Raw genomic sequence first — 23,744 nt, forward strand, 5'->3', positions numbered from 1 at the left:
TCTCTTTTCTACTCCTTCACTCCTGATGTGGCAATTCCTTCAATGAAAAATCTTTGCCCGAATAAGAACAGCAGCAGCAGCGGACAGATAGAAATAACCGTCGCCGCCAGTGTCGGACCGTATTTGATGGAGTTACTTCCCACAAGCACTGCCAGTCCGGCGGATAATGTTCTGTTCTCAACGGAGCTCGTCAGCATCATCGGGTATAAAAGATCATTCCAGTTATTCATGAAATGATAGATTCCCAGACTAATCAATGCCGGTTTTGACAACGGTATTACAATGCGCCTGTAAATCTGCAGATTGTTCAGCCCGTCTATCCTTGCCGCCTCTTCTAAAGACTTAGGAATCCGCGAAAAGAACGAGGTCAGCATATAAATACCATAGGCCCCGGATGCTCTCGGAAGAATAAGCCCCAGCAGGGTATCAAGTATCCCGAGCCTGTATTCTTCTATGTAGAGCGGGATCATAATAATCTGGAACGGTACCATCATGGTCAGCAGGATGATCGTGAACAGCACCTTTTTTCCTTTGAACTCCATTCTTGCAAACGCATATGCGGCCAGAGAATCGAACAACAGACTGATTACTGTTACACTTCCCGCAAAAACAACCGTATTCTTCAGCATACTCAGTATCGGTATTGCCTCAACCACGTATTCATACTGGACAGTAAGCCATTCCTTCGGAAGGAATGCGGGCGGCCATCTGATAACATCTGCATCGGATTTAAAAGACGATACTATCAGCCATACCAGCGGAACGAACACAATAAGGGCAACGAGGCATAAAATAATACTGCCCGCTATACTGAATATCTTCCCTCTCTTTTTCATGCCTGCTCCTCCTTTCTTCCGATGTATTTCCTCATGCAGATTGTAATAATTGCAATGATTATGAACAGATATACCGAGATCGCCGATGCATATCCCAGGTCATGCTCTGTCCTGAAGCCTCTGTCATAAATATAGCTCACCAGTGTTTCCGTCTTATGCTGCGGTCCGCCTCCGGTCATAACATATATCTGGTCAAATGCCTGAAATGCAAGGATAAAGGTCGTAACCGCACAGAACCCTATAGTCTGCTTTATAGAAGGAACCGTGATATACATAAACTTCTTCAGTCCGGTTGCACCATCCAGATCTGCCGCCTCATATAATGAGTACGGAATATCCAGAGTCGCAGCGGTTATGATCGTCAGTGTGTAGCCAAAATTCCTCCAGACAGTGACCATAACAATAACCGCCATCGCGTATGTAGGATTGGACATCAGGTTCGGCATGATAACCCCTGCTTTTTTGAGAAGGTACGCAAGCATCCCCGAATTGGAATTCAAGAGCATGGACCATAATATACTGATTGCAGTCATGGAACATACATACGGGATATAGAAAGATGCCCTCAGGAACTTATGTAGTTTAGTATTTTTCTGCATAAACATAGTCAGAATTAATGCCAGCAATATCTGTACCGGAACTTCTATCACCGTAAAAACGAGTGTATTTTTTGTCGCATTCAATACACGGGCATCCTGAAACATTTTCAGGTAATTATCCAATCCTGCAAAGGAAATGCCATTCATATACAGGTCCATATTCATAAGGCTTATTATGAATGCAGAAATCAGTGGAACAAATACAAAAACAGTCAGAACAATCATGGATGGAAGAATGAACAAATATGCCGTCTTCTGATTTTTGCCTCCTGCTTTTCTTGTCTTCTCCATATTGTTTTACTCCTTTCGCAGGGAAAGTCCTGACTAAATCAGGACTTTCCCAAACGCCTGTTATTTTGAAACAATCTCATCCAGTCTTCCTGCTGCATCCTGAACTTCAGTCTTCACATCAGCTCCCATCAGGATATTCTCCATCATAGGTTTCATGACGTCATTATCAATCTGTGTTCCATATTCATAACCGAGATGCCAGTCTCTTCCTATGGAAGACGCCTCTGAAACACTGTTGAGTATTTCATTAGACTTAATGTCCTCATCCTCAAGCAGGGAGTAAGACCATACTGGGAATCCGTTGCGTACGGACCATTCTTTCAGTACATCATCTGTCAGCCAGTATGACATGAATTTGTAGACAGCCTTTTTTGATGCATCGTCTGCTCCTTTTGGAATCATATATGAGCAGCCGCCTTCTGCGGAATATGCTCCTTCACTTCCGGAAGGCATGGCAGCGATACCATAATTCATGCCGAGATCATTCAGCACATTAATATTCCACGGGCCAGCAAGACACATGCCGATCTGTCCTGACTGGAACATCGTATCAGCCTCTGCAGATGTCAGACCATCCGGTGATACACCGGCTTTCTTCAGTTCCTGAAGCCAGGTAAGTGTCTCCACATTTGTATCAGAGTTTAAAAGATTTTCGTTGGTTGCCGTATTAATAACATCTCCGCCGTTCCCCCACAGATATTGCACATAGTACCCGAAATCAGAAGGAATCGCCAAACCGTATTTACCTTCATCTGCGCTGGTCAGTGCCTTCGCACACTCTTCCAGTTCAGCAAACGTAGACGGCGGTGCATCCGGGTTTAATCCTGCATCACTGAACATGTCTTTGTTGTAGTATAAATACTGCAGGTTATACTGCATCGGTACGCCGTATAATTTGTCCCCGACATATGATTTTGCCACAACATTTTCATAATAGTTATCTTCATTTGTTCCGGTTGTGTCCCAGAAATCACTAATATCTTCGAGAGAATCGTTATTTACATATTCCTGTATATACTCGATTCCTACTAAGACAAATGATGGTGCTGTACCTGTCGATATGGCTGCCGGCAGCTTTGACTGAAGTGTATCGTTGTCCATAATATCGACTTCTACAGTAATCCCGTCTTTATTTGTCTCATTATAGTCTTTGATAATTTCTTTTAGCACATCTCCGTCAGATCCTGTGAATACAGTCCACAGCGACAGTTTTGTTTCATCTGTGTTTTTGCTTTCGTCTTTTTTTGCCTCCTGCTTTGAACAACCAGCAAACAAAGAACACACCATAGCAGATGCCAATAAGATACTTCCGATTTTCTTAAACTTCATAATACCATCCTCCTGTTAAATTCCTTTTTCTATCTTACTTTGTGTTTCACTTGTTAAAACGATTCTAATACAAAAAGCTTAAATTTATCTTAAAAATATCAGGTATTTTTTACACTTTGAACTGTTTTTTATTTATTTTAATCTATTTTTTATGTTTTTTGCACAATCTATTGCTTTTCTTTTTTTTAATAGATATATTGTAATAGAGGTGATTTTAAAATGAAAGTTTTAATTATAGAAGACACGAAGCCGCTTGCACAGACACTTGCCGATCTGGCAGGAGAGGCCGGGAATTCAGCCGACATTGCTTTCGACGGTGACACAGGTTTGGAATACGCCAGGAGTGGATTATATGATGCAATCGTTCTGGATGTCATGCTGCCCGGTATGGACGGATTTGAAGTATTGAAGAGTATTCGAAATGAGAAGATTAAAACGCCTGTCATGATGCTGACAGCACGAGGTGATCTCAAAGACCGCATTTATGGTCTGGACAGTGGTGCCGATTATTATCTGACGAAACCATTTGAAACAGCGGAATTTCAGGCATGTCTCCGCGCTATCATGAGAAGGCAGAGCCCTATCATAGAAGAGGACCTCCGTTTTGGCGATATTACACTCTCAACCTCTCTCCATGAATTAAAATGCGGTGAAAAAAGCATTAAGCTGAATTCCAAGGAGTATGAACTGCTGCGTCTCCTTATGCTGAATAACAAAAATATACTTTCCAAGGATATCATCATTAACAAAGTCTGGGGATATGATTCCGATGCCACCTACAATAACCTGGAGGCCTATATCTCTTTTCTCCGCCGTAAGCTGCATTTGTTATCATCCAATGTGACAATCTGTATTGCAAGAAAAGTAGGCTATTATCTGGATAATGGGCAAAAGTCCTCTTCCGGCCGGAATTTGTAAAAGGAGAAACATGATTAAAAAGCTTCGCAAACAAATTATTGCTGCCATCATGAGTGTATTTTCAATTTTACTGCTTATTATCCTTGTAAGTATCTATATATCTACAAAACAGACTCTGGAAAGCAGCTGCTGGGACAAACTGGAATCAGCGATTTATAAAACGTATTCGAATAATTCACCGCTTATTCAGGATACCTCCCTGCCTATACTGGTTGTAACAGTTGATTATAAAAATAATATCAAACTGCTGGTGAATGACATAGAAAGTCTCTCCGCAGATGACATCAGCGGCATCGTACATGAGGTACTGACAAGTAAATCAAAATCCTCCGTTATTGACGGCCATTTACGTTTTCTCAGGAAAAGTATTGGTATCTCTGATATCCGCATTGCTGTGGCGGATATCCAGACGGAACAGTCCCTCCTCAGGAAACAGTTCTGGCAGCTATTAGTCATCGGGGTTATCTCAATCCTCACGTTTGGAATACTGAGTATCGTGTTATCTGACAAGCTGACAAAACCAGTCCAAAATACGATTCTCTCCCAAAAAGACTTTATCGCCAATGCTTCCCATAAGCTTAAGACCCCTCTGACAATTATCCTTTCAAATTCAGAAATGCTTTTAAACGCAGAGGAACATTCCGGCAGATCGGACAACTATTCCGTGCAGCGGCTGAATTTTATCCACAGTGAATCTTTACGGATGAAGGTCCTGATAGAGCAGCTGCTTCAGCTTGCCAAACTGGACAGTTCAACCCTGCCAGTCCACAAGGATAAGCTGGACCTCAGCTTCCTCGTCTGCAACAGCATCTTAACTTATGAGCCGGTTATATATGATCTTGGGAAAAAATTAGATTTTGATTGTACAGAAAATATTACAGTACTTGGAAACGCAGAGAGTCTGAGGCAGGTTATCGATATTTTGATTGATAATGCAATCAAATATTCCCTGCCTGAGACTACGATAACGGTTTCATTGACAGAACTCAAACGAAGCGCACTTTTTACCGTTGAAAGCAATGGTGAGCCGATAAGTCCGGAGGACATTAACCGGATTTTCCAAAAATTTTATAGAATCGGAACCGACAGTACGGGTTACGGGCTTGGACTGTCCATCGCACAATCAATCATAGCGGAACACAATGGACTCATCTGGGCTGAAACCGACGGGATATCCAAAAACAAATTTTTAGTACAGTTAAATAGTGTTGTTGAATGATATCTTCAGTCTTTTTAGTTTCTAATATCTGCTGCCAGGCTCTTTACGCCGCCTTTCCCGGCTTCACTAAGAGTCCTGACCTCAGCAGTGCCGGTCTCACGGCATTATAGAGGAACGCCACTAATACAGTGGATACCACCGCATTTACAAACGTCGTTGCTGTACTCCATTTGGCCAGAACCTCCGCCATCTGCTGTGGCTGGCCCAAAATATACTGCTTATAAAAATACCCGGCAATCGGATCCGCAATTACGTTGAATCCAAGTCCTGCGACAGATGCAATGATACTCCATTTAAAAATGTATTTTTTGTCGCTGCTCTCATTAATTTTAGCGATCCGGTGTGCAACTAAGCCCACAATCAGTCCAATGCAGAGCTTTAAAACAAATGTCTTCGGAGCTCCTGTAATGTAGATTGGGTCCATAATATCCGCAAATGTCATCCCGATTGCGCCAGCCAGACCTCCGTACCAGCCGCCCAGCAGCAGCGCCCCGAGAACACAAAATGCATTCCCGATATGGATTGACGTAGCGTCTCCCCCCGGCATCGGAATCTTTATCTGAAGATAAGTAAATGTTACATAACAAAGCGTGGCCAGTATTGCAGTCTGGGCAAGCTTTAAAACTGTCTGATTTTTCTGTTCCATAGTTCATACTTCCTTTCACCTTTAGATGCTGTCTATGATACTACTAAAGTGGTTCTGTAAAAACATCCAGTTATTCACGAAATAACCAGTCCAGTTCTGGATCATGCATTGCCGGACATGCTTTATCTTGTCTCAGGCGGCAGTTTTTGTTATAGTAAACTCAGACAGAAATGCTTCACACATGCCCTTTCATTTCGTTAAGAGGGACATCGGTTAAAAGATGCCCTAACAGGAGAATCACATGATTAGAATCGCAATTGTAGAGGATGAGGACAGCTATATCGAACAGCTGACCGGGTACCTCCAAGAATACCGGGAAACTGCAAATGAAGACTTCGATATCACCGTCTACCGGGATGGTGATGCCGTTGTCGCCAGTTATAAAGCACAGTTTGACATTATCCTGATGGATATCCAAATGCGCTTTGTGGACGGCATGACCGCGGCAGAAGAGATACGGAGCCAGGATTCAGAAGTTGTCATCATCTTCATTACCAACATGACGCAGTATGCCATTCGAGGCTATGAGGTTGATGCTCTCGATTATATCCTGAAGCCGGTCTCTTATTTTGCATTCAGCCAGAAATTGAGCCGTGCCATAGCCAGAATTAAGAAGCGGGAAAGTAAATACGTCACTGTCTCTGTGAAAGGCGGCATCCTGCGCCTGAATGTATCGGATATCTATTATATAGAAAGTGCCGGGCATGACCTGATCTACCACTGCGCAGGCGGGAACCACACGGCATCAGGCACTATGAAGTCCGCAGAGGAAGAATTCGGGGGAATGAGTTTTTCCCGCGGCAACAAGTGTTACCTGATTAATCTGGAACACGTGGAAGGAATTCAGGACAAGTGCGCGGTTGTCCGGGGAGAACACCTGCAGCTGAGCCGTCCCCGCATGAACACATTTATGCAGGACCTGACCAAATACTGGGGGGAGATTAAATGAACCAGACAGATATAAACCTCATACTGCCCGACATCCCGAGGCTGTACACTGCACTTGCCGAATGGCTTGCCTGCATCCTGTGTATTCTGGAGATGAAACGGCGCATAAATGGCTGGAAGCTGGCCCTTACCTCTGCCGGAGCGCTTATACTCCAGGCCGCTTTTCTGACCTTAACAAAAGAACTCGGCGATTTCTGGTGGATTCTATGTATGGCCGCCGCTGTCGGGCTGATGTACCTTTTTCTCTTCCGCTGCTGTGACACCCATCTCAGGGACATCGGCTATTACTGTGTACGTGCCTTCGTTATCGCCGAGCTGGCCGCATCTCTGGAGTGGCAGATTGACTGCTATTTTTACTATACCATGAACTGGCAGGCCGGCTGGCTTCGGGTATTATTGCTGGTCGTGATCTATGCGGCAGTTTTTTTTACGGCGTGGGTGCTGTACCGGAAAACAACCTCCGGCGAAGACGGGCTTCAGATTACCTCAAAGGAACTTACTGCCTGCATTATCATCGGGCTGGCAGTCTTTCTTATGAGCAATCTTGGATTCGTGTCAAATTCAACCCCATTTGCCGGACATCAGACTGCCGAGATCTTCAACGTCAGGACTCTCATAGACCTTGGAGGCGCGGCAATCCTATATGCCTACCATATCCAGAGGATCGACCTGCGGACCAAACTGGAGCTGGAAAGTGTACAGAACATTCTTCACAACCAGTATATCCAGTACCAGCAGTCTCAGGAAGCAATGGACATTATCAACTATAAATATCACGACCTGAAGCACCATATTATTGCCCTCAAGTCGGAGGGAAACGACCAGAAAAGGAATGAATATCTGGATAAAATGGAAGAAGAAATACAGCACTATGAGGCCCAGAATAAAACCGGGAACCAGGTACTGGACACACTTCTTACTTCTAAGAATCTGTATTGTATGAAGAATCAGATCTCCATGACCAGCGTAGCGGACGGGAGTTCCTTTGGCTTCATGGATGTCATGGATATCTGCTCCATCTTTGGAAATGCCTTAGATAACGCGATAGAATGTGAGAAAAAAATAGCCGATCCTGAAAAAAGACTGATTCATGTATCCGCATTTACACAGAAAAACTTCCTGATCATACGCTTTGAAAATTATTATGAAGGGGTTCTTACGTTTGACGAGCAGCTCCCTGTAACGACTAAGAAAGAGCCCCAGTTCCACGGGTACGGCCTGAAAAGCCTGCGGTATACCGTTCGGAAATACGGTGGCGAAGTTGATGTCAGCGCACAGGATAACTGGTTTAACCTGAAGATTCTGATTCCCTTGAAGATGTAAAACAGACACCGAATTTGGCAATATGCATGAATTTCGGTGTCTGTTTTTATGTAATTTTACTAACAGTTTTGCAATTTGTGCAAAAAAAACGCAGTTTATGCGTAAACCCGCACGGATGTAAAACTTCTGTTAAAATCTTATTATCCAATACTAAAGGAGGAGAATCAGGTGAAACATCAGGATCTTATCGATAAAATGACGCTCGCGGAGAAGGCAGCGTTTTTAAGTGGAAAGTCAGAATGGGAAACGAGAGATTTTAAGCGTCTCGGTATCCCTTCTATTTTTTGTTCCGACGGCCCTCACGGAATCCGCAAACAGGACGGCGCCGGAGACCATCTCGGTCTGAATGCATCCCTGCCGTCGACCTGCTTTCCAACCGCTGCTGCTGTGGCAAACAGCTGGGATGAAGAACTCGGGCAGGAACTTGGCGATGCGCTGGGTGAGGAAGCAGGTTCCTTAGGTGTCAACGTTCTTCTCGGCCCGGGTCTGAATATAAAAAGAAGTCCGTTATGCGGAAGAAACTTCGAGTATTATTCAGAGGACCCATATCTTGCCGGAAAGATGGCCGCATCTTATATCAGGGGAATTCAGAAGCGCGGCGTGTACGCATGTCCAAAGCATTTTGCAGTAAATAGCCAGGAACTGCGCCGTATGGCAATGAATGCTGTTCTGGACGAACGTACTCTGAGGGAAATCTACCTGACCGGATTTGAAATCGCCGTGAAAGAAGGCGGCGCAAAGGCCATCATGACAAGCTACAATGAAGTAAACGGTACATATGCCAATGAAAACACACATTTGCTGAAAGACATTCTGCGGGATGAATGGGGCTTTGACGGCATCGTCATTACGGACTGGGGCGGTTCCAACAGCCATACCCGCGGTGTTTTGGCAGGATCTGACCTCGAAATGCCTACTCCCGGACTCGACTCAGCACGTGAAATTTTGCAGTCCATAAAAGACGGAACTCTCAAAATGGAAGAACTGGATTCCTGTGTGGATCATCTCTTAGATGCGGTACTCACACTCAGCAAAAATGCTGAAACTATGAAACGCAGTTTTTCAGAGACCGCCCATCACGGGCTTGCCAGAAGAGCTGCAAGTGAAAGTGCAGTACTGTTAAAGAATACAGATCAGATCCTCCCTCTTGCCGCCAAGAGTAAAGTTGCAGTCATCGGAGACTTTGCCTTCGCACCGAGATACCAGGGGGCAGGATCTTCTGTTGTGAATGCTACTTTCGTTGAGACAACCGAAAGAAACATCCAGAATTACGACCTTCAGGTTACAGGATCCAGCCGCGGCTATCAGCGGACAGGCGGTGAAGATGCGGCCCTGAAAAAAGAAGCTTTGGACCTTGCAGGGAAAGCGGATGTCGTACTCTACTATTTTGGTCTGGACGAACTCAGCGAATCCGAAGGAATGGACCGTACACATATGCGTATCCCACAGAATCAGATTGACCTTCTCGAGGCACTGGTTCAGGTCAACCCTAATATCGTAGGCGTAGTAAGTGCGGGTGCTTCTTTTGAAATGCCGTGGCACTACTGCTGTAAGGCTATCCTCCACGGTTATCTGACCGGGCAGGCAGGAGCCAGTGCTATGTTGGATATACTGACCGGCAAAGTCAATCCTTCCGGCCGCCTGAGTGAAACTTATCCGGTCAAATATGAAGATACACCGGCTTTCAGGAATTTTCCGGGCACAGAGAGGAATTCCGAATACCGGGAGGGCCTCTTCGTCGGCTACCGGTACTATGATACTGCAAAAGTACGGGTACAATATCCCTTCGGCTACGGGCTTTCCTATACTACTTTCGAATATTCTGACTTAAAGACTGATGAGTGGGGTGCAACGTTCACTATTAAAAACACAGGGGCACGGGACGGTGCGGAAGTCGCCCAACTCTATGTTTCAAAGCCTGATAAGGAAGTTTTCCGTCCTGTGAAGGAATTGAAAGGATTCAGGAAGGTATTTTTAAAAGCAGGTGAAAGCAAAGAAGTGACCATTCCTTTTGATGATAAAACATTCCGTTACTGGAATGTCTTAACAAATCAATGGGAAATCGAAGGAGGTAATTACCAGATTATGATCGGCGCCTGTGTTGCAGATATCAGGCTGACGGCAGATGTACAGATCGAAGGGTCAACAGACTTCTTCCCATACAAGAAAGAAACTCTCCCTTCCTACTATTCCGGATTGGTACAGCAGGTCGATGATAAAGAATTCGAGACACTGCTCGGACACCCGGTCCCGGATGGGAAATGGACCGGAGAGCTCGGTGTCAATGACGCTATCTGCCAGATGTACTATGCCAAAAGCGGTCTTGCCAGACTGATATACCGGGTCCTCACACACCTGAAGAAAAAGAGCGAGGCCAAAGGAAAGCCTGATTTGAACATATTGTTTATCTATAATATGCCTTTCAGGGGAATTGCAAAGATGACCGCAGGTGCCGTCAGCATGGACATGGCGTACGGTATGGTAGAAGTTGTAAACGGACATTTTTTCAAAGGAATGAAGAAAATCATTGGTGGCTTCTTTGCCAATTCTAAAGCCAATAAAGCATATGAATCGAAACTTGCAGGAAAGTAAAATACAGGAGGTTTAATCAATTATGGAAAGCGAAGTTAAAAAGGCCGGTTTCTGGAGTAATTTTAAGGAAAAGCATCCCGGCATCGCACAGTTTATCGTATTTTTTATCATCAGTAACGGGGTCACCGTACTCCAGATGATCATGATGCCGCTCATCAAGTATTTGTTCGGCTTCACATCTCTGGTAAGCACGGCATTTCAGGTACTGCCTGTAGGGCATAATCTGGACGGAAGCATTTATTATGTATTCGACTATGCTGCAGGCTCTATCGCAGGCGGGGGCGGCGGTGGTCTCGCCTATTTCCTCGCCGTTGAGATCACGCTTCTGCTTGCACAGATTATCAATTTCTTCCTTCAGCGGAATGTAACCTTTAAGTCTAATACGAGCGTGGTAAAAGCCGCTGTATGGTATTTCATCGCGTGGGTAATTATTTCCGTCGGGGCTGCCGCACTGCAGGGACTTTATAAAACACCAATCTATGATTTCTGCATGAATATGATGGGGCAGGGTGCCGGTATGACAGTCGCGGATATCATAACCATGCTGATCAACTGTGTCATCTCCTTCTGGGTATTCTTCCCGATCATGAAGATTATTTTTAAAGAGAAAAAAGAAGCATAAAACAAAATCAGATAACATACAAAAAGGACTTGCCGGTGTGCAGGTCCTTTTTTGTATGAAATGATATTTTTTGTAGCAATTTACTTTTAATTATCGTCTAATAAGTATAAGGGTATTTTACAGACATCAAACAGTTACGGTTCACACAGAACCTGCAGCTTACAGGGGGGAACAAAGTGGAAGAAGTAAAACGATCCACGGATATCAGACTGGTTAGAAAAGCAATCCGGGGCAGTGTCGACGCCTATGGTGAACTTATAACAATACATAAAGGTTATCTGTACCGGATGGCATACCTGCATTCCGGCAGTGAGGATGCCGCGCTGGAAATTGTGCAGGAAACGGTACTGAAGGGCTTTCATTCTATTAAAACCCTTCAGAATCCTGCGGTATTCAGGTCCTGGATGACCACAATCCTGATACATGTATCCAGTGATTATTATAGGAGGAATATTCCATTTTCAGAGCTTCCTGAAGAAGAACAGGAGCAGGAAAACAGCGGAATCTCCGCAGAAGAAAGACTGGACCTGTATGCCGCAATCCGCAGGCTTCCCGAGCATTACAGAATGGTCATCGTTCTGAAATATTTTGACGGGCTGAAACAGGATGAGATCGCCGGGATCATGAACATTCCCCGGGGAAGTGTTTCTTCATATCTGACACGTGCTAAAAAAGAACTCAGAAAAAGCCTGGAGGAGGGATATTTAAATGGATAAAAGATTTGAACAGATTCCCGTATCCGAAAAGCTGGACGGCGTGATTGACCACTGCATGGAGCAGCTTCATAAGGAGCAGAAAAGTAAGAGAAAAAAATGGATGAAAAAGACATTTATTTCACTTGGTACAGCCGCTGCTGTTTTCGTGTGTGCCGTTTTCTTCGGGGCAAGTAATCCCAATGCAGCCGAGAGTATCCCTCTGATCGGGCATATCACCCGTTTGATGCAGGGGGAACAAAAGCCTGCCCAGGAGTATATACAGGAATCTAATGGCGTAAAAATAACAGTATCTGAAGTGACACATGACAATCACTGGATTTCTATGAATGTGGTATTTTACAGTAAATCTGGTTTTCCGCAAGAGATGTATGCCAGTACATCTGGTACAGAATGTGGTCTGCTTGAATTTATATCCGAAATCCGTTTTGATTTTTATGATCAGACAATTGCTGATTCTTCGTATATGAAAGGTAGCTTTACAGATGAAAATACTTATTCCGGGAAAATCAATATTCCGATTGACCAGCGAATCCCCGCATCCGCCAGAAAAGATATAAAAATCCCAAAAGAATTCGACTTCATCTGGAATATCAGTATTATCTATGACTGGCCCTATGATTTATGGGAATACGCTTTGAATGAAGAAAAGCCATACCACACCAGCTTTTTACCTAACAATGGATTTGGCGGAACCTGGGATTTTCAATTCAGTATCCCGCTGAACGTTAACCAATAATCGTTTTCTGAGCCAAGAAACGGAGGATACCATATGCATACACAAAGAAAAAGAAGAACTGCCGGCAAAAAATATTCAAACATAGGACACAGAAATATGCCTGATATCTACACTTCTGCGCCAAAAAAGAGCTGGATTATCATAGGCAGCATTCTCTGTCTGCTTCTTCTTATTTACATAGCCATCTCCGTGTTTTTTATGAGCCATTTTTTTATGAACACCGGGATTAACGGACACAACTTTTCCGGAAAGACAGTCTCAGACGCCGAAAGGTATCTGAAGGATCAGGTAAGCGATTATTCCCTGACAATCTGGGGAATGGACGGAACGACAGATGTCATCAAAGGGGCTGATATTTCCCTTGTATATGTCGATAATAATCAGATAGAAAATATCCTGAAAAAACAAAATCCATTTCTATGGCCCCAGTCTGTTTTTTCCAAGAAAGCCGTCAGCATTACCATTGAATTATCTTATAATAAGGACGCTCTGGATCAGGCTGTCGGTTCGCTCCATGCGGTAACCACCGTGCAGACCCCGCCTGTGTCTGCACAGCCAGAATTCGATGGCACCCAGTTTGTCATCAAACCAGAAACTTACGGAACCGCGGTTGACATGAACGTATTAAAAGAAAAAATCACATCCGCCATTATGAAGTTTTCTTCCGAAATCAATCTCGAGAAGGAAAAATGCTATGCACTCCCCAAATACACCTCTGAGTCAAAAGAGTTGAAGCAGGCCTGTGCCGAAATGAATAAATACTGCAAGGCAAGTATTACTTACCCGATGAATGAAGCCGTAGTGGTCGATAAAATGCTCATCTCAACATGGCTTACAACCGATGACAATATGAATGTCATTTTTCATGAGGACGCCGTTAAAAACTGGCTGGAAGAATTTGGTGACAAGTATGATACCATCGGCACTACAAGGACCTTCACAACCCCGTCCGGCAAAAGTGCCACCGTGACGGGAGGCACCTACGGATGGTCGGTCGATGAGGATACCGAATTCGAGAATCTGAAGAACAACATCAAAAACGGCGAAACCGTAACAAGAGAACCAGAATACTATATCGGGGGAACCGCCGCTGCCCATGCAATGCCCGACTGGGGAGATACCTTCGTTGATGTGGACCTGAGCGAACAGCACATGTGGTATGTCGTAAATGGTTCTATCGCCCTTGAAACAGATGTAATCACCGGAGAACCAATCCCTGAAAAAATCACTCCCGAGGGCACTTACTCTCTGCAGGATAAAAAGATGCATGAAATACTGGTCGGCAGTATCGATCCCGCCACCGGGAAACCTTCCTATGAGACAGAAGTGACCTACTGGATGCGCATCACATGGGATACGGGCATCGGTCTGCACGATGCCACATGGCAGAGTGGATTTGGGGGAAACCTGTATCAGATCCCCAATATCGGATCGCACGGATGCATTAATATGCCACTTGACATGGCCGGTTCTTTGTACGACATGATAGAAATAGGAACGCCTGTCATTGTTCACTATTAACAAGCTTATACCACGATGAAAAAGAGCCGGAACCAGACATATTTGTATCTGATTCCGACTCTTGACTATCCGGCTAGACCGTTTTCCGTTTCTTATACTTTTTGAAAAGCAGTATTTCACTTCCTACAAAGAGTATAGCCAGCAGTACATCCACACCGATAAATATCTTTACCCATCCCGGTGTCCCCGTTTCCTTAGCCATTGCATTGGAATTTGCCAGCGCATACAGGTTCTCATGACTCGCCCTGCGAAGTGCAGTAACGGTATTGGCATCCTCTGTATTTGTGATCAGGCCATCTCCGCCTGTCATGGAAAGCCCCTGTGTTAAACCGCTGCGGATCCCCCTGTTCAGATCCATATAGAAGTCAGCAAGCGGGTCCATCGCATCTGTGATTACAGCTCCGTGGAATCCCCATTCATCCCGCAGCACAGTCTGAAGCAGTGACTGGCAGCTTCCTGCCCACTGGGTTCCGATTGAGTTAAAGGATGACATGCATCCAAGGCTTCCACCTTCTTTAAAGCTCTTTTCAAATGCCTTTAGATAGATTTCCCTGATCGACTGTTCCGTTGCCCAGGTACATATACCGTTTGTTCTGTTTGTTTCCTGGTCATTCAAAGCGAAATGTTTTACATAGCAGATAACTCCCTGTGAAGTGGCTCCGCCTACTTCTTTGCCGCCTATGATGCCTGCCAGTGTACCGTCTTCTGAATAATACTCAAAATTTCTTCCCGCAAATGCACTGCGGTGGGTATTCATGGCAGGACCATACCATCCTGTCACGCCGAGTTCTACACACTCTTTTCCAACCTGTTCTCCCCTCGCCTGTGCCAGTTCTTTATTCCATGTGGCTGCAATCATAGCTGCCGGAGGATATGCCACTCCGCTGATACTGGAGTTGAAATTGCTCGTAATCCCTGCTGGTCCGTCACATGCAGTGGATTCAGCCGCCTCAGCAGAATCTACAGCTATCATATGGAAACCTCCGTCAGCAACCAGTGCAGACATTTCATCTACAGTCATCTGGTCAAGCAGCTCATCCCATTTAGCATCATCATAATCAAGTCCCTTCATATCCTGTATTGTCAGGCCATTGTCAGCCCCTGTCACAGGCATTTCTGCATCCGGGTCATCATATTCTGAAGCATCATATGTATTTTTGCATTGATAATCTGCAATCTGCTCTGATGTCATTTCTACATTTCCCGGTGCTTTTGTAACTTCATCATAGTTGGCAAATCCATCTTTTCTGCTGAGATAAGTCACATCTCCCCTTGCAAAATCGAACTGATTTGTTACAGCTGTTTCGTCAGTAGAACGCTTTCCGTCATTCTCGTCATTATATATGATATCTTTCTCAACAGTAATTTTCTCTGAATCTAATATTGTATGAGAATCGCTGTTAAGTGTAATTGCATAGTCACCATGCTCAAGAACATAACTCTTGTTGTTTATGTCATCATAGGATGCCATATCTTCATAGTTGAAGGTAATACTAATTGTCTGTGAATCTCCCGGTTCCAGAATTTCTGTTTTTTCGAAATCAAGAAGATTCGTACTTGCTTTTTCAATTCCACCATTATAATACGGAGGCGTATAATAAATCTCCACAACATCTTTCCCGGCAGTATCACCAGTATTCTCCACAACCACCTCTAATGTAACGGATGTTCCATCGTCTTTTATGCTGGTGATTTCCTTATCAAAAGTTGTATAAGACAGACCGTAGCCAAACGGATACTGTACCACGGAATCATAATCAATCTGCCCTTCAGCTGCCGCTGTTTCATAATATTTGTATCCTACATAAATGCCTTCCACATAGTTTACAAACTTAGCTTTATTCTCCTCTGATCCTGTGATTTCATTTGAATTACTGTAGTCGAAATTCCCAAAATTATTGTAAACAGGTGTAGACATTAAATCATACACATAGGTATCTACCAGTTTTCCTGAAGGATTTACATCTCCGCACATGATAGAGCCGAGTGCATTAAATCCTGTCTCCCCTGCGCCTGCACACCACAGTGCAGCCTTGATATTTTCATACTCGTCAAGCCATCCAAGCTCCATTGCATTTGCTGAGTTTATAATAACGTAAACTTTTTCAAAGCTGTCATTTACACGCTCAACCATCTCTGCTTCTCTTGCTGTTAATTCCAGATAGCTCTTTTCTGAACTCAAATCTTCTTCATTTGTAGAATATGTAACTTCTCCTCCCATCTGAGTTGTATTGTATGTATTCTCATCTGACATTTTCTCGGGCAGGTCAGGGCCTTCTCCGCCTGCACGAGTGATTACTATGACTGCCGTATCAGAAAACGCCTCTGCATCCTCAAAAATACTGTTTTCATCATATTCTTCCATAGTCGGCTGGGGTGATGTCCAGTCTACTTCTCCCATACCGATAGACGGCCGGTCTGAACGATACTCTTTATAGAAGTCTGTCAGTGCAGTATTCAGTTCAAATCCAGCATTTTCAAGTCCCTGAAGCAACGACACAGCATTTTCTTCAGAAACACTTCCTGAACCCGTACCGCCATAAATAGGCTGCGTACTCCCCCAACCGAATACATTCAGTTTAGTACCCTTATTGACAGGCAGTGCATTATCTTCATTTTTTAAAAGTACAACGCCTTCATCAGCAATCTCTTCGCATAACTCTATGGATGCTTGTTTTGTCTCTTCACTTAACCCTTCAGAGCCTGTCATCACTTTATTAATCAGAGAGTACTCTATATTCAGACAGATTACATTTGCTGCAACAGCAACCGCGAGAATACTGGCCAGAATAGACTGGCCACGCACCATTTTCCTGATACCCACTTCTTTTCTGGCCACTGCAATACTCACGATAACCGCTGCTATAATCACAACTACTGCTATAATCAGCGGCACTTTAATCGCATTCAGTGTACTGTACACATCATCCATTGATACTGAAACTGCACCGCCGAAAAGCATATCATAAATCTTTCGGTAAGCAAAATAGGCGGCTGCCACTATTACTGCCACTATAATCAGCGGCTTTAACCATTTGTTCTTTTTCTCTTCCATCATAACTCCTTTTCATACTTTATTTGCGCGCGCTTTTTAAAACTATTATGATTTTAACAGCCATAAAAGCATTTTTATATTTATTCGACATGACAGGTAAAAATATAGTATGAAATGCACCCGTAATTTCTAAATGAAATGACATCAAAACAAAATGGTAGTATAATAAAATCTGTTTAAAGATATAAGACTTTAAAAGAGGTATGTCTTATCACAGGAGGAGTTAACATATGAACACTTATCGTGCAGCAATATGCGAGGATAGTCCGAGGACTCTCGATGTCATACACGAACAGCTTTCTGAGGAGTTCTCCCGACGGGATTTCAATATAGTTTTTGACTGTTATACTGAACCAAAGAAGCTGTTGGAAGTCTGTCATTCTAACAGGAAATATCAAATCCTTTTTCTCGATATTGATATGCCCGAAATTAACGGGATTGAATTGTGCCGCAGAATACGGAGTGATTATCCTGAGGTGATTACAGTGTTCATCTCTGGAAAGGAAAAGATGGTCTTCCAGACTTTCGAAGTGCGTCCTTTTCGTTTTATCCGCAAGAGTCATTTTACGGAGGAACTCCCTGCACTGGTAAATGACATCATTCATGAAATGAGGATGCAGGAAGGCACCTCTGTTTCTGTAGAAGAACGTTACTCCGGTAATATTTATTCACTGAATACCAATCAAATAATCTATATTGAATCTCTCGTTAAAAACTGCCGTATAGTACTTACCACTCAGGAACTTTTAATTCAATACCGGATTAAGGATTTTGAAGCTCTGCTGAAACAATATGGTTTCCTGCGCCCACACAGAAGTTTCCTTGTTAATTACAGGTACATATTTAGCATTCAAAAAAACACCTTAATACTTGATAATAAAGAAACAATTCCTTTGAGCAGAAATCGGATTACTACGATAAAAGAAGAATTTATTACATTGAATTACGGAGGCGCTTAAATGTTTCAAACAATATTAATATGGACGGAGGCAACATTTACCTTCGCTTTCCTGATTCTTGCACTTGCCTGTACATATCCTTTTAAGAAAAACAGATTTCCAGCGTATGCGGTCACCATATTCTGGATTCTCCTTTTTACGGCAGTGTATAAACCGTTGGAAATCTATACCGGAAGCTTTTACGTTTACCTTGCTGTTGTGTTTATATTTGCATTTCTGTTCACCTTTTTATTCCAAAAGCAGGGATTGTTTGCCAAAACAGCATTTATCATCGCTTACATCTGCAGCATTGTTTTTATAAAATCAAGTCTCCTTCCTCTTTTATCCGCTACGCATCAAACTCTGGATGGAGAACTTACAGCTGCCGGACATGCCATATTTTATACGGCCCTCGCGATGTGTACTTTGTTTTTCAGTTCTCATCCACTGATTTTTCAGCCCCAGCTGCCTCAAAAGTATATTTGTTTAATGACACTCTCCCCATTTGCTATTGCAGTTCTGGCTCAGATGTATATTTCTTTTGCCAGACAGAATGACTCTAATTTATTTTTTTCTGTTGCAATGCCGCTCTGTATCCTATGTATAATACTGATTAATTACTACCTGAATTATCTGATTATTTCTACTTTTGAAAATGTACTTGAAACTAATAGTTTTAACCAGAAACTGCAGTTACAGATTGATAATATGAACCGCTCTTCGGCAATAATCTCACAAATACGTCAGGAAAAGCACGAACTGAGGAATAATTATTTTTATATACAGTCACTGGTGAAAAGAAAAAATTATGAAGAACTTGAAAAATATCTGGATACAGAACTTGAATATCGTTTTAATACTATGGAAGAATTTCAGACCGGCAATGTCATGCTTGACCACCTGCTCACACAGAAAGTCAGTGAGGCACGGGAACAACAGATTCATGTAATTACAGACATTCTCCTGATATCGAAAATTTCTATAAAAGATAACGACTTATGTGCTGTGCTAATGAACCTGTTGGATAACGCTATAGATGCCAGCAAAGCAGAAATCGAAAAAGATATTCATATCACACTTTCTGTAGTTAAAAATTACCTGAATATTCAGGTGAAAAATAAATGCTCCTATGATGTTCTGAAAGAAAACAAGACCTTGAAGACAACTAAAAATGATAAAGATAATCATGGGCTTGGGCTTAAAATCATCCACTCCATTGTTGATAAGTATAATGGAATTTTTAAAGCCAGTATGGAAAACGGTTACTTTGTCGTACATATTATGCTGGAATTGAATGATATGTAGGTTACTGTCTATTATTTGGGGCCGGCTCTTTGGCAATGTTATGCTAAGGCCCCAGCGTGGTAACCGGCTGGGGACTGAACAGTAACACAGTCTGTTTCCTTATTCCAATTTCGTCAAATTGCCTAATTGCTCTTTCCGTTATCCCATGCTATACTCTCATCAGAAACTTCGAAAGGTAATCGCCTTTCATTTTTCAGTCGGCATCTCGCCGATTTATCCCATTAATTACTTATTAGAACCGCAGAAAACAATGAATTCCCTACATTTTTAAGGTACTTCTGTCTTTTACATATTTACATATCGTGATATGATAATAATAAATCAGAATAACTCCTTACATGTGTACCATTCATTTTCTGCACAGGAAAGGAGATTTCATTTTATGACCAAAGACAACTTTATTATGTTACCCACTGTAGACTTTTGTTTCAAGGAACTGATGCAGAACTCCAAAGTCAGGAAAGGCTTCATTTCAGCATTGCTGAACCTGTCACCGGACGAAGTAGAGGATACGGTCCTTTTACCCACGCTGCTTCCGAGAGACTCGGCTGATGACAAACTGGGAATTATGGATGTACGGGTACTGCTTAAAGACGGGACGCAGATGAACATGGAAATGCAGGTCAAATACTTTGAATACTGGGATGAACGCGCCTTGTTCTACCTTAGTAAGATGTTTGACAGCCAGATCCGCAAGGGTGAATCCTATGAAAAACTGCAGAAGTGTATTCATGTAAGTATTTTAGACTTCATCCATTTTCCGAATGACAACAAGTGTTACCGCAGGATTCATTTCCGGGATGACAGCACCTATGAACTGTATTCCGATAAAATGGAGCTTCAGATACTGGAGTTAAAAAAACTGTCTCCGGACGTTAAGACCAGTGAGGATGTACTTACATGGATGAAGTTCTTCAGTGGAAAAAGCAGAAAGGAGTTTCAGAATATGGCTAAGACAAATGAATATCTGGATGAAGCATACAATACACTGCTCAATTTAAGTGCTGATGAGAAGAAACGGTTAGAATATGAGGCACGGGAAAAAGCTTTGAAGGATTATAATACCCAGATCAGCAGTGCTGAAAAAAGAGGACTTAAGGCTGGAGAAGAGATTGGGCGCAAGGCTGGGGAAGAAAGTGGGCTGCGCAGAGGCATTCAGGAGGCCCGGCAGGTTTTCAAACTATATATGCAGGGCAAATCTCCGGAAGAAATTGCGGACCTCTGTGATATCAGTATAGACAAAGTGAAGCAAATTTTAGATTAACTCATTTACTGCTACAATCCTCCTAAAAGGCCTGAGTTGAGGGATACCCTTTCGGGTATCCCCCATAGAAACATCGAAAGGTATTCACCTTTCATTTATCAATCGGCATCTCGCCGATTTATCCCATCAATTACTTATTAGAACCGCAGAAAACAATGAATTCTCTACATTTTTAAGGTACTTCTGTCTTTTACATATCTACATATCGTGATATGATAATAATAAATCAGAATAACTCCTTACATGTGTACCATTCGTTTTCTGCACAGGAAAGGAGATTTCATTTTATGACCAAAGACAACTTTATTATGTTACCCACTGTGGACTTTTGTTTCAAGGAACTGATGCAGAACCCCAAAGTCAGGAAAGGCTTTATTTCTGCTTTGCTGAATCTGTCCCCGGATGAAGTTGAGGATACGGTTCTTCTGCCCACTCTGCTTCCCAGAGACTCAGCTGATGACAAGCAGGGGATCATGGATGTACGGGTACTGCTTAAGAACGGGACGCAAATGAATATGGAAATGCAGGTCAAATATTTCGAATACTGGGATGAACGCGCCTTGTTCTATCTCAGTAAGATGTTTGACAGTCAGATTCACAAAGGCGAGTCCTATGAAAAACTGCAGAAGTGTATTCATGTAAGTATTTTAGACTTCATCCATTTTCCGAATGACAAAGAATGTTACCGAAGGATTCATTTCCGGGATGATAAGACATCTCATCTTTATTCGGATAAAATGGAGCTTCAGATACTGGAACTGAAAAAGCTGCCTTCAGATGTAAAGACCAGTCAGGACGTTCTTACATGGATGAAGTTCTTCAGTGGAAAAAGCAGAAAGGAGTTTCAGAATATGGCTAAGACAAACGAATATCTGGATGAAGCATACAATACATTGCTTAATCTAAGTGCAGACGAGAAAAAACGTCTGGAATATGAGGCCCGTGAAAAGGCATTGAAAGATTATAATACCCAGATCAGCAGTGCTGAAAAAAGAGGACTTAAGGCTGGGGAAGAAAGCGGGTTACGAAGAGGCAAAGAGTTGGGCATTCAAGAGGCCCGGCAGGTTTTCAAACTATATATGCAGGGCAAATCTCCGGAAGAAATTGCGGACCTCTGTGATATCAGTATAGACAAAGTGAAGCAAATTTTAGAATAATCATGTTCTCACATTTCAGATCATTAAGCACATATGCCCCCCGCCTTTTATAATATCCATTATGGAACCAAAAGGCGGGGGCACTTTATCAGTTACTGTTCACAGACAAGCCGGTAAACAGTAACCTTTATCGGTCCTGTATTACCGGCACAGTATCACCAGTAAAGTATTCTCTTAAAAGCCATGCAGGAGTGCAGCTCCACGCATGACAGAAGCTGTTTACCTGTGACGATCCATATGGGGATGCATGGGGATCTTCAGGGTCAAAAGCCTCCCAGAAGGTATCGGCTCCCAGATTGATCATTCCTCCCCAGTAAGTCCGCATCAGTTCCAGCGCCTTCTCCTTTTCACCCACATGAAGCAGTGCCTCGATGACATGGTGATAGGCATAAGGTGTAGCAACTCCCATCTCCGGATTTTCTTCCAGAAGATGCAGCATTAATGCACGGCTCTTCTCTTTTTCAAATACGTCTGCAAGAACCATCCATGCCTGACTGGACCACGATATCTGATGATCCGCGCCACTTACAAAGAAGCCTTTTTCCTCATCCCAGAAGTGGCTTACTGCTTTTTCCAGAGCATCGGCAAGCATGACCCGGAGTTCCTCTTTGGCCGCCTCATCTCCTGCAAGGCTTGCCAGAACTTCTCCCTGGCGCAGACAGTATATCCATACTGCATGAGCAGCCGCCTGACGGTCAAGTCCGTCTTTCCAGTCAATAAATGCCATCATTGGGTTTTCTGTTTTCGGGACACCATCCTCCATATCATTCAGAGCCAGTACGATCTGGCGGTAGGCCGTGCCCCACAGTTCTTTTACAATTTCCAGATCTTTTGTCTCCTGATAATAGTCGTAAAGAATGGACACGAAAAACAAAGAATAATCGAATAAAAATGTGTCATCTACCTGCATAACAGGCTCAGTAAAAAGACACGCTCCGACTTTCCCGTCTTCACGGATCAGCCCGGCAAAAAGGTACATACACCGTTTCACCAGATTCAGATTCCGGAAGGTTGCATAATTGGCTTTTGCCTGTAGACGCAGGTCACCGATCCACAGACGGCGGTCACGCTTAGGACCGTCCTCAAACACATGCTGCATACAATCCTGAAGTGTTTTTAAGCTTGCCTTGTCGATTGCTTTGAGGTCCTCCGGCAGAGAGGAAAGTGGCTCTGCCTCCTCCAGAGACACTGCTGAAACTGCAGTCAGTTCCACATTTTCCACCACCACCTGAAACTTTGCCGAGGTATCGACAGCAAAGATTTCCAGATAGCGGAATGCGTACCGCCTCGGAAGTTTCAGTTCACATGGGAGCACATCGATATGTATCAGTTCCTCCTGAATCCACCCTTTGCTGATCCAGCCATGATAAGTGGAGGAATCGTCCAGAATTTCTCCCGGGATTTCTGCAAATTTCAGGCGAAGATAAGCGGGCGCATCCTGCGGGCTTCCCGCCGAATTCAGCTTCAGGGTCACGTAACCGACATGATGGTCTCCGAAATCAAGACAGATACTGTCATCCTTCTTAAGGAGTTTTCCCGGCATAAGGGTGATATCCTCACGTGAGGAAATCTCTGCAATGCCATCCGCCGTTTTCGTTACTGACACAAGTGAAACAGGTTTTACCTTTGTTTCAATGAGCTGAAAATCCAACTCCTGTGCCTTCTTTATAAAGGTATCCACAGTCTTTCTCTTCATATCAGGCAGGATACTTACTAACGCTTCTCCCAT

At 43.3% G+C, this 23,744-nt stretch carries 19 protein-coding genes; 13 read left to right on the forward strand and 6 right to left on the reverse strand.

Features of this window, described 5'->3' with window-relative positions:
* Positions 1–8 precede the first annotated feature (8 nt).
* The 3 genes from A8806_RS07785 to A8806_RS07795 are packed head-to-tail and all read right to left on the reverse strand — an operon-like array spanning position 9 to position 3,055.
* On the reverse strand, positions 9–836 hold the full coding sequence (locus A8806_RS07785; RefSeq protein ID WP_109730633.1) for a carbohydrate ABC transporter permease: 828 nt from the start codon (positions 834–836) through the stop codon (positions 9–11).
* A complete protein-coding gene (locus A8806_RS07790; protein ID WP_109730634.1) occupies positions 833–1,726 on the reverse strand; it encodes a carbohydrate ABC transporter permease in 894 nt (297 codons plus the stop codon). Before A8806_RS07790 ends, A8806_RS07785 begins: the two co-directional genes overlap by 4 nt.
* Positions 1,727–1,786: 60 nt before the next feature.
* Positions 1,787–3,055, reverse strand: a complete 1,269-nt coding sequence (locus A8806_RS07795) for an ABC transporter substrate-binding protein (RefSeq protein WP_109730635.1) — start codon at positions 3,053–3,055, stop codon at positions 1,787–1,789.
* Positions 3,056–3,274: 219 nt separating this feature from the next.
* On the opposite strand from A8806_RS07795, the gene A8806_RS07800 reads away from it, so the two are divergent.
* Positions 3,275–3,973 (forward strand): response regulator transcription factor, encoded by a 699-nt coding sequence (locus tag A8806_RS07800; protein WP_109730636.1) that lies wholly within the window; start codon positions 3,275–3,277, stop codon positions 3,971–3,973.
* Between the two features lie 10 nt (positions 3,974–3,983).
* Positions 3,984–5,192 (forward strand): sensor histidine kinase, encoded by a 1,209-nt coding sequence (locus A8806_RS07805; protein WP_181368627.1) that lies wholly within the window; start codon positions 3,984–3,986, stop codon positions 5,190–5,192.
* Positions 5,193–5,235: 43 nt separating this feature from the next.
* Here the strand turns inward: A8806_RS07805 and A8806_RS07810 are convergent, their stop codons facing one another.
* Positions 5,236–5,838 carry an ECF transporter S component gene (locus A8806_RS07810; protein WP_109730638.1) on the reverse strand — a complete coding sequence of 201 codons (603 nt, stop codon included), beginning with the start codon at positions 5,836–5,838 and terminating at the stop codon, positions 5,236–5,238.
* 241 nt (positions 5,839–6,079) lie between these two features.
* Between A8806_RS07810 and A8806_RS07815 the strand changes: the two genes are divergently transcribed.
* From A8806_RS07815 to A8806_RS07845, 7 genes are all read left to right on the forward strand, one after another.
* Positions 6,080–6,787, forward strand: a complete 708-nt coding sequence (locus A8806_RS07815) for a LytR/AlgR family response regulator transcription factor (protein ID WP_109730639.1) — start codon at positions 6,080–6,082, stop codon at positions 6,785–6,787.
* On the forward strand, positions 6,784–8,109 hold the full coding sequence (locus A8806_RS07820) for an ATP-binding protein (protein WP_109730640.1): 1,326 nt from the start codon (positions 6,784–6,786) through the stop codon (positions 8,107–8,109). The genes A8806_RS07815 and A8806_RS07820 overlap by 4 nt, the downstream gene beginning before the upstream one ends.
* A gap of 168 nt (positions 8,110–8,277) precedes the next feature.
* Positions 8,278–10,701, forward strand: a complete 2,424-nt coding sequence (locus tag A8806_RS07825; protein WP_109730641.1) for a glycoside hydrolase family 3 C-terminal domain-containing protein — start codon at positions 8,278–8,280, stop codon at positions 10,699–10,701.
* 22 nt (positions 10,702–10,723) lie between these two features.
* Entirely contained in the window at positions 10,724–11,323 is a 600-nt protein-coding gene (locus A8806_RS07830) for a hypothetical protein (protein ID WP_109730642.1), read from the forward strand.
* A gap of 176 nt (positions 11,324–11,499) precedes the next feature.
* Positions 11,500–12,039, forward strand: a complete 540-nt coding sequence (locus A8806_RS07835) for a sigma-70 family RNA polymerase sigma factor (protein WP_242995998.1) — start codon at positions 11,500–11,502, stop codon at positions 12,037–12,039.
* Positions 12,032–12,775 (forward strand): DUF4179 domain-containing protein, encoded by a 744-nt coding sequence (locus A8806_RS07840; protein ID WP_109730643.1) that lies wholly within the window; start codon positions 12,032–12,034, stop codon positions 12,773–12,775. Before A8806_RS07835 ends, A8806_RS07840 begins: the two co-directional genes overlap by 8 nt.
* Before the next feature lie 33 nt (positions 12,776–12,808).
* Positions 12,809–14,296, forward strand: a complete 1,488-nt coding sequence (locus A8806_RS07845; protein ID WP_181368628.1) for a L,D-transpeptidase family protein — start codon at positions 12,809–12,811, stop codon at positions 14,294–14,296.
* A gap of 73 nt (positions 14,297–14,369) precedes the next feature.
* On the opposite strand, the gene A8806_RS07850 is transcribed toward A8806_RS07845, so the two are convergent.
* Positions 14,370–17,354 carry a glycoside hydrolase family 3 C-terminal domain-containing protein gene (locus tag A8806_RS07850; protein WP_242996000.1) on the reverse strand — a complete coding sequence of 995 codons (2,985 nt, stop codon included), beginning with the start codon at positions 17,352–17,354 and terminating at the stop codon, positions 14,370–14,372.
* 227 nt (positions 17,355–17,581) lie between these two features.
* Between A8806_RS07850 and A8806_RS07855 the strand changes: the two genes are divergently transcribed.
* From A8806_RS07855 to A8806_RS07870, 4 genes are all read left to right on the forward strand, one after another.
* Entirely contained in the window at positions 17,582–18,310 is a 729-nt protein-coding gene (locus tag A8806_RS07855) for a LytR/AlgR family response regulator transcription factor (protein ID WP_109730645.1), read from the forward strand.
* On the forward strand, positions 18,311–19,594 hold the full coding sequence (locus A8806_RS07860) for a sensor histidine kinase (protein WP_109730646.1): 1,284 nt from the start codon (positions 18,311–18,313) through the stop codon (positions 19,592–19,594).
* Positions 19,595–19,976: 382 nt separating this feature from the next.
* Entirely contained in the window at positions 19,977–20,858 is an 882-nt protein-coding gene (locus tag A8806_RS07865; protein ID WP_109730647.1) for an Rpn family recombination-promoting nuclease/putative transposase, read from the forward strand.
* Between the two features lie 287 nt (positions 20,859–21,145).
* Entirely contained in the window at positions 21,146–22,015 is an 870-nt protein-coding gene (locus A8806_RS07870; RefSeq protein ID WP_109730648.1) for an Rpn family recombination-promoting nuclease/putative transposase, read from the forward strand.
* A gap of 127 nt (positions 22,016–22,142) precedes the next feature.
* Here the strand turns inward: A8806_RS07870 and A8806_RS07875 are convergent, their stop codons facing one another.
* The gene (locus A8806_RS07875; protein ID WP_109730649.1) at positions 22,143–23,744 is read right to left on the reverse strand and encodes an alpha-L-rhamnosidase-related protein; all 1,602 of its coding nucleotides are present in this window, start codon (positions 23,742–23,744) and stop codon (positions 22,143–22,145) included.

The sequence above is a fragment of the Faecalicatena orotica genome (assembly GCF_003149245.1).
Lineage (GTDB): Bacteria > Bacillota > Clostridia > Lachnospirales > Lachnospiraceae > Faecalicatena_A > Faecalicatena_A orotica.

What these genes read in the sequence shown, in the direction of transcription:
- A8806_RS07785 (WP_109730633.1), bottom strand. Translation starts at nt 836, where the DNA reads ATGAAAAAGAGAGGGAAGATATTCAGTATAGCGGGCAGTATTATTTTA.
- A8806_RS07790 (WP_109730634.1), bottom strand. Translation starts at nt 1,726, where the DNA reads ATGGAGAAGACAAGAAAAGCAGGAGGCAAAAATCAGAAGACGGCATAT.
- A8806_RS07795 (WP_109730635.1), bottom strand. Translation starts at nt 3,055, where the DNA reads ATGAAGTTTAAGAAAATCGGAAGTATCTTATTGGCATCTGCTATGGTG.
- A8806_RS07800 (WP_109730636.1), top strand. Translation starts at nt 3,275, where the DNA reads ATGAAAGTTTTAATTATAGAAGACACGAAGCCGCTTGCACAGACACTT.
- A8806_RS07805 (WP_181368627.1), top strand. Translation starts at nt 3,984, where the DNA reads ATGATTAAAAAGCTTCGCAAACAAATTATTGCTGCCATCATGAGTGTA.
- A8806_RS07810 (WP_109730638.1), bottom strand. Translation starts at nt 5,838, where the DNA reads ATGGAACAGAAAAATCAGACAGTTTTAAAGCTTGCCCAGACTGCAATA.
- A8806_RS07815 (WP_109730639.1), top strand. Translation starts at nt 6,080, where the DNA reads ATGATTAGAATCGCAATTGTAGAGGATGAGGACAGCTATATCGAACAG.
- A8806_RS07820 (WP_109730640.1), top strand. Translation starts at nt 6,784, where the DNA reads ATGAACCAGACAGATATAAACCTCATACTGCCCGACATCCCGAGGCTG.
- A8806_RS07830 (WP_109730642.1), top strand. Translation starts at nt 10,724, where the DNA reads ATGGAAAGCGAAGTTAAAAAGGCCGGTTTCTGGAGTAATTTTAAGGAA.
- A8806_RS07840 (WP_109730643.1), top strand. Translation starts at nt 12,032, where the DNA reads ATGGATAAAAGATTTGAACAGATTCCCGTATCCGAAAAGCTGGACGGC.
- A8806_RS07845 (WP_181368628.1), top strand. Translation starts at nt 12,809, where the DNA reads ATGCATACACAAAGAAAAAGAAGAACTGCCGGCAAAAAATATTCAAAC.
- A8806_RS07850 (WP_242996000.1), bottom strand. Translation starts at nt 17,354, where the DNA reads ATGATGGAAGAGAAAAAGAACAAATGGTTAAAGCCGCTGATTATAGTG.
- A8806_RS07855 (WP_109730645.1), top strand. Translation starts at nt 17,582, where the DNA reads ATGAACACTTATCGTGCAGCAATATGCGAGGATAGTCCGAGGACTCTC.
- A8806_RS07860 (WP_109730646.1), top strand. Translation starts at nt 18,311, where the DNA reads ATGTTTCAAACAATATTAATATGGACGGAGGCAACATTTACCTTCGCT.
- A8806_RS07865 (WP_109730647.1), top strand. Translation starts at nt 19,977, where the DNA reads ATGACCAAAGACAACTTTATTATGTTACCCACTGTAGACTTTTGTTTC.
- A8806_RS07870 (WP_109730648.1), top strand. Translation starts at nt 21,146, where the DNA reads ATGACCAAAGACAACTTTATTATGTTACCCACTGTGGACTTTTGTTTC.
- A8806_RS07875 (WP_109730649.1), bottom strand. Translation starts at nt 23,744, where the DNA reads ATGGGAGAAGCGTTAGTAAGTATCCTGCCTGATATGAAGAGAAAGACT.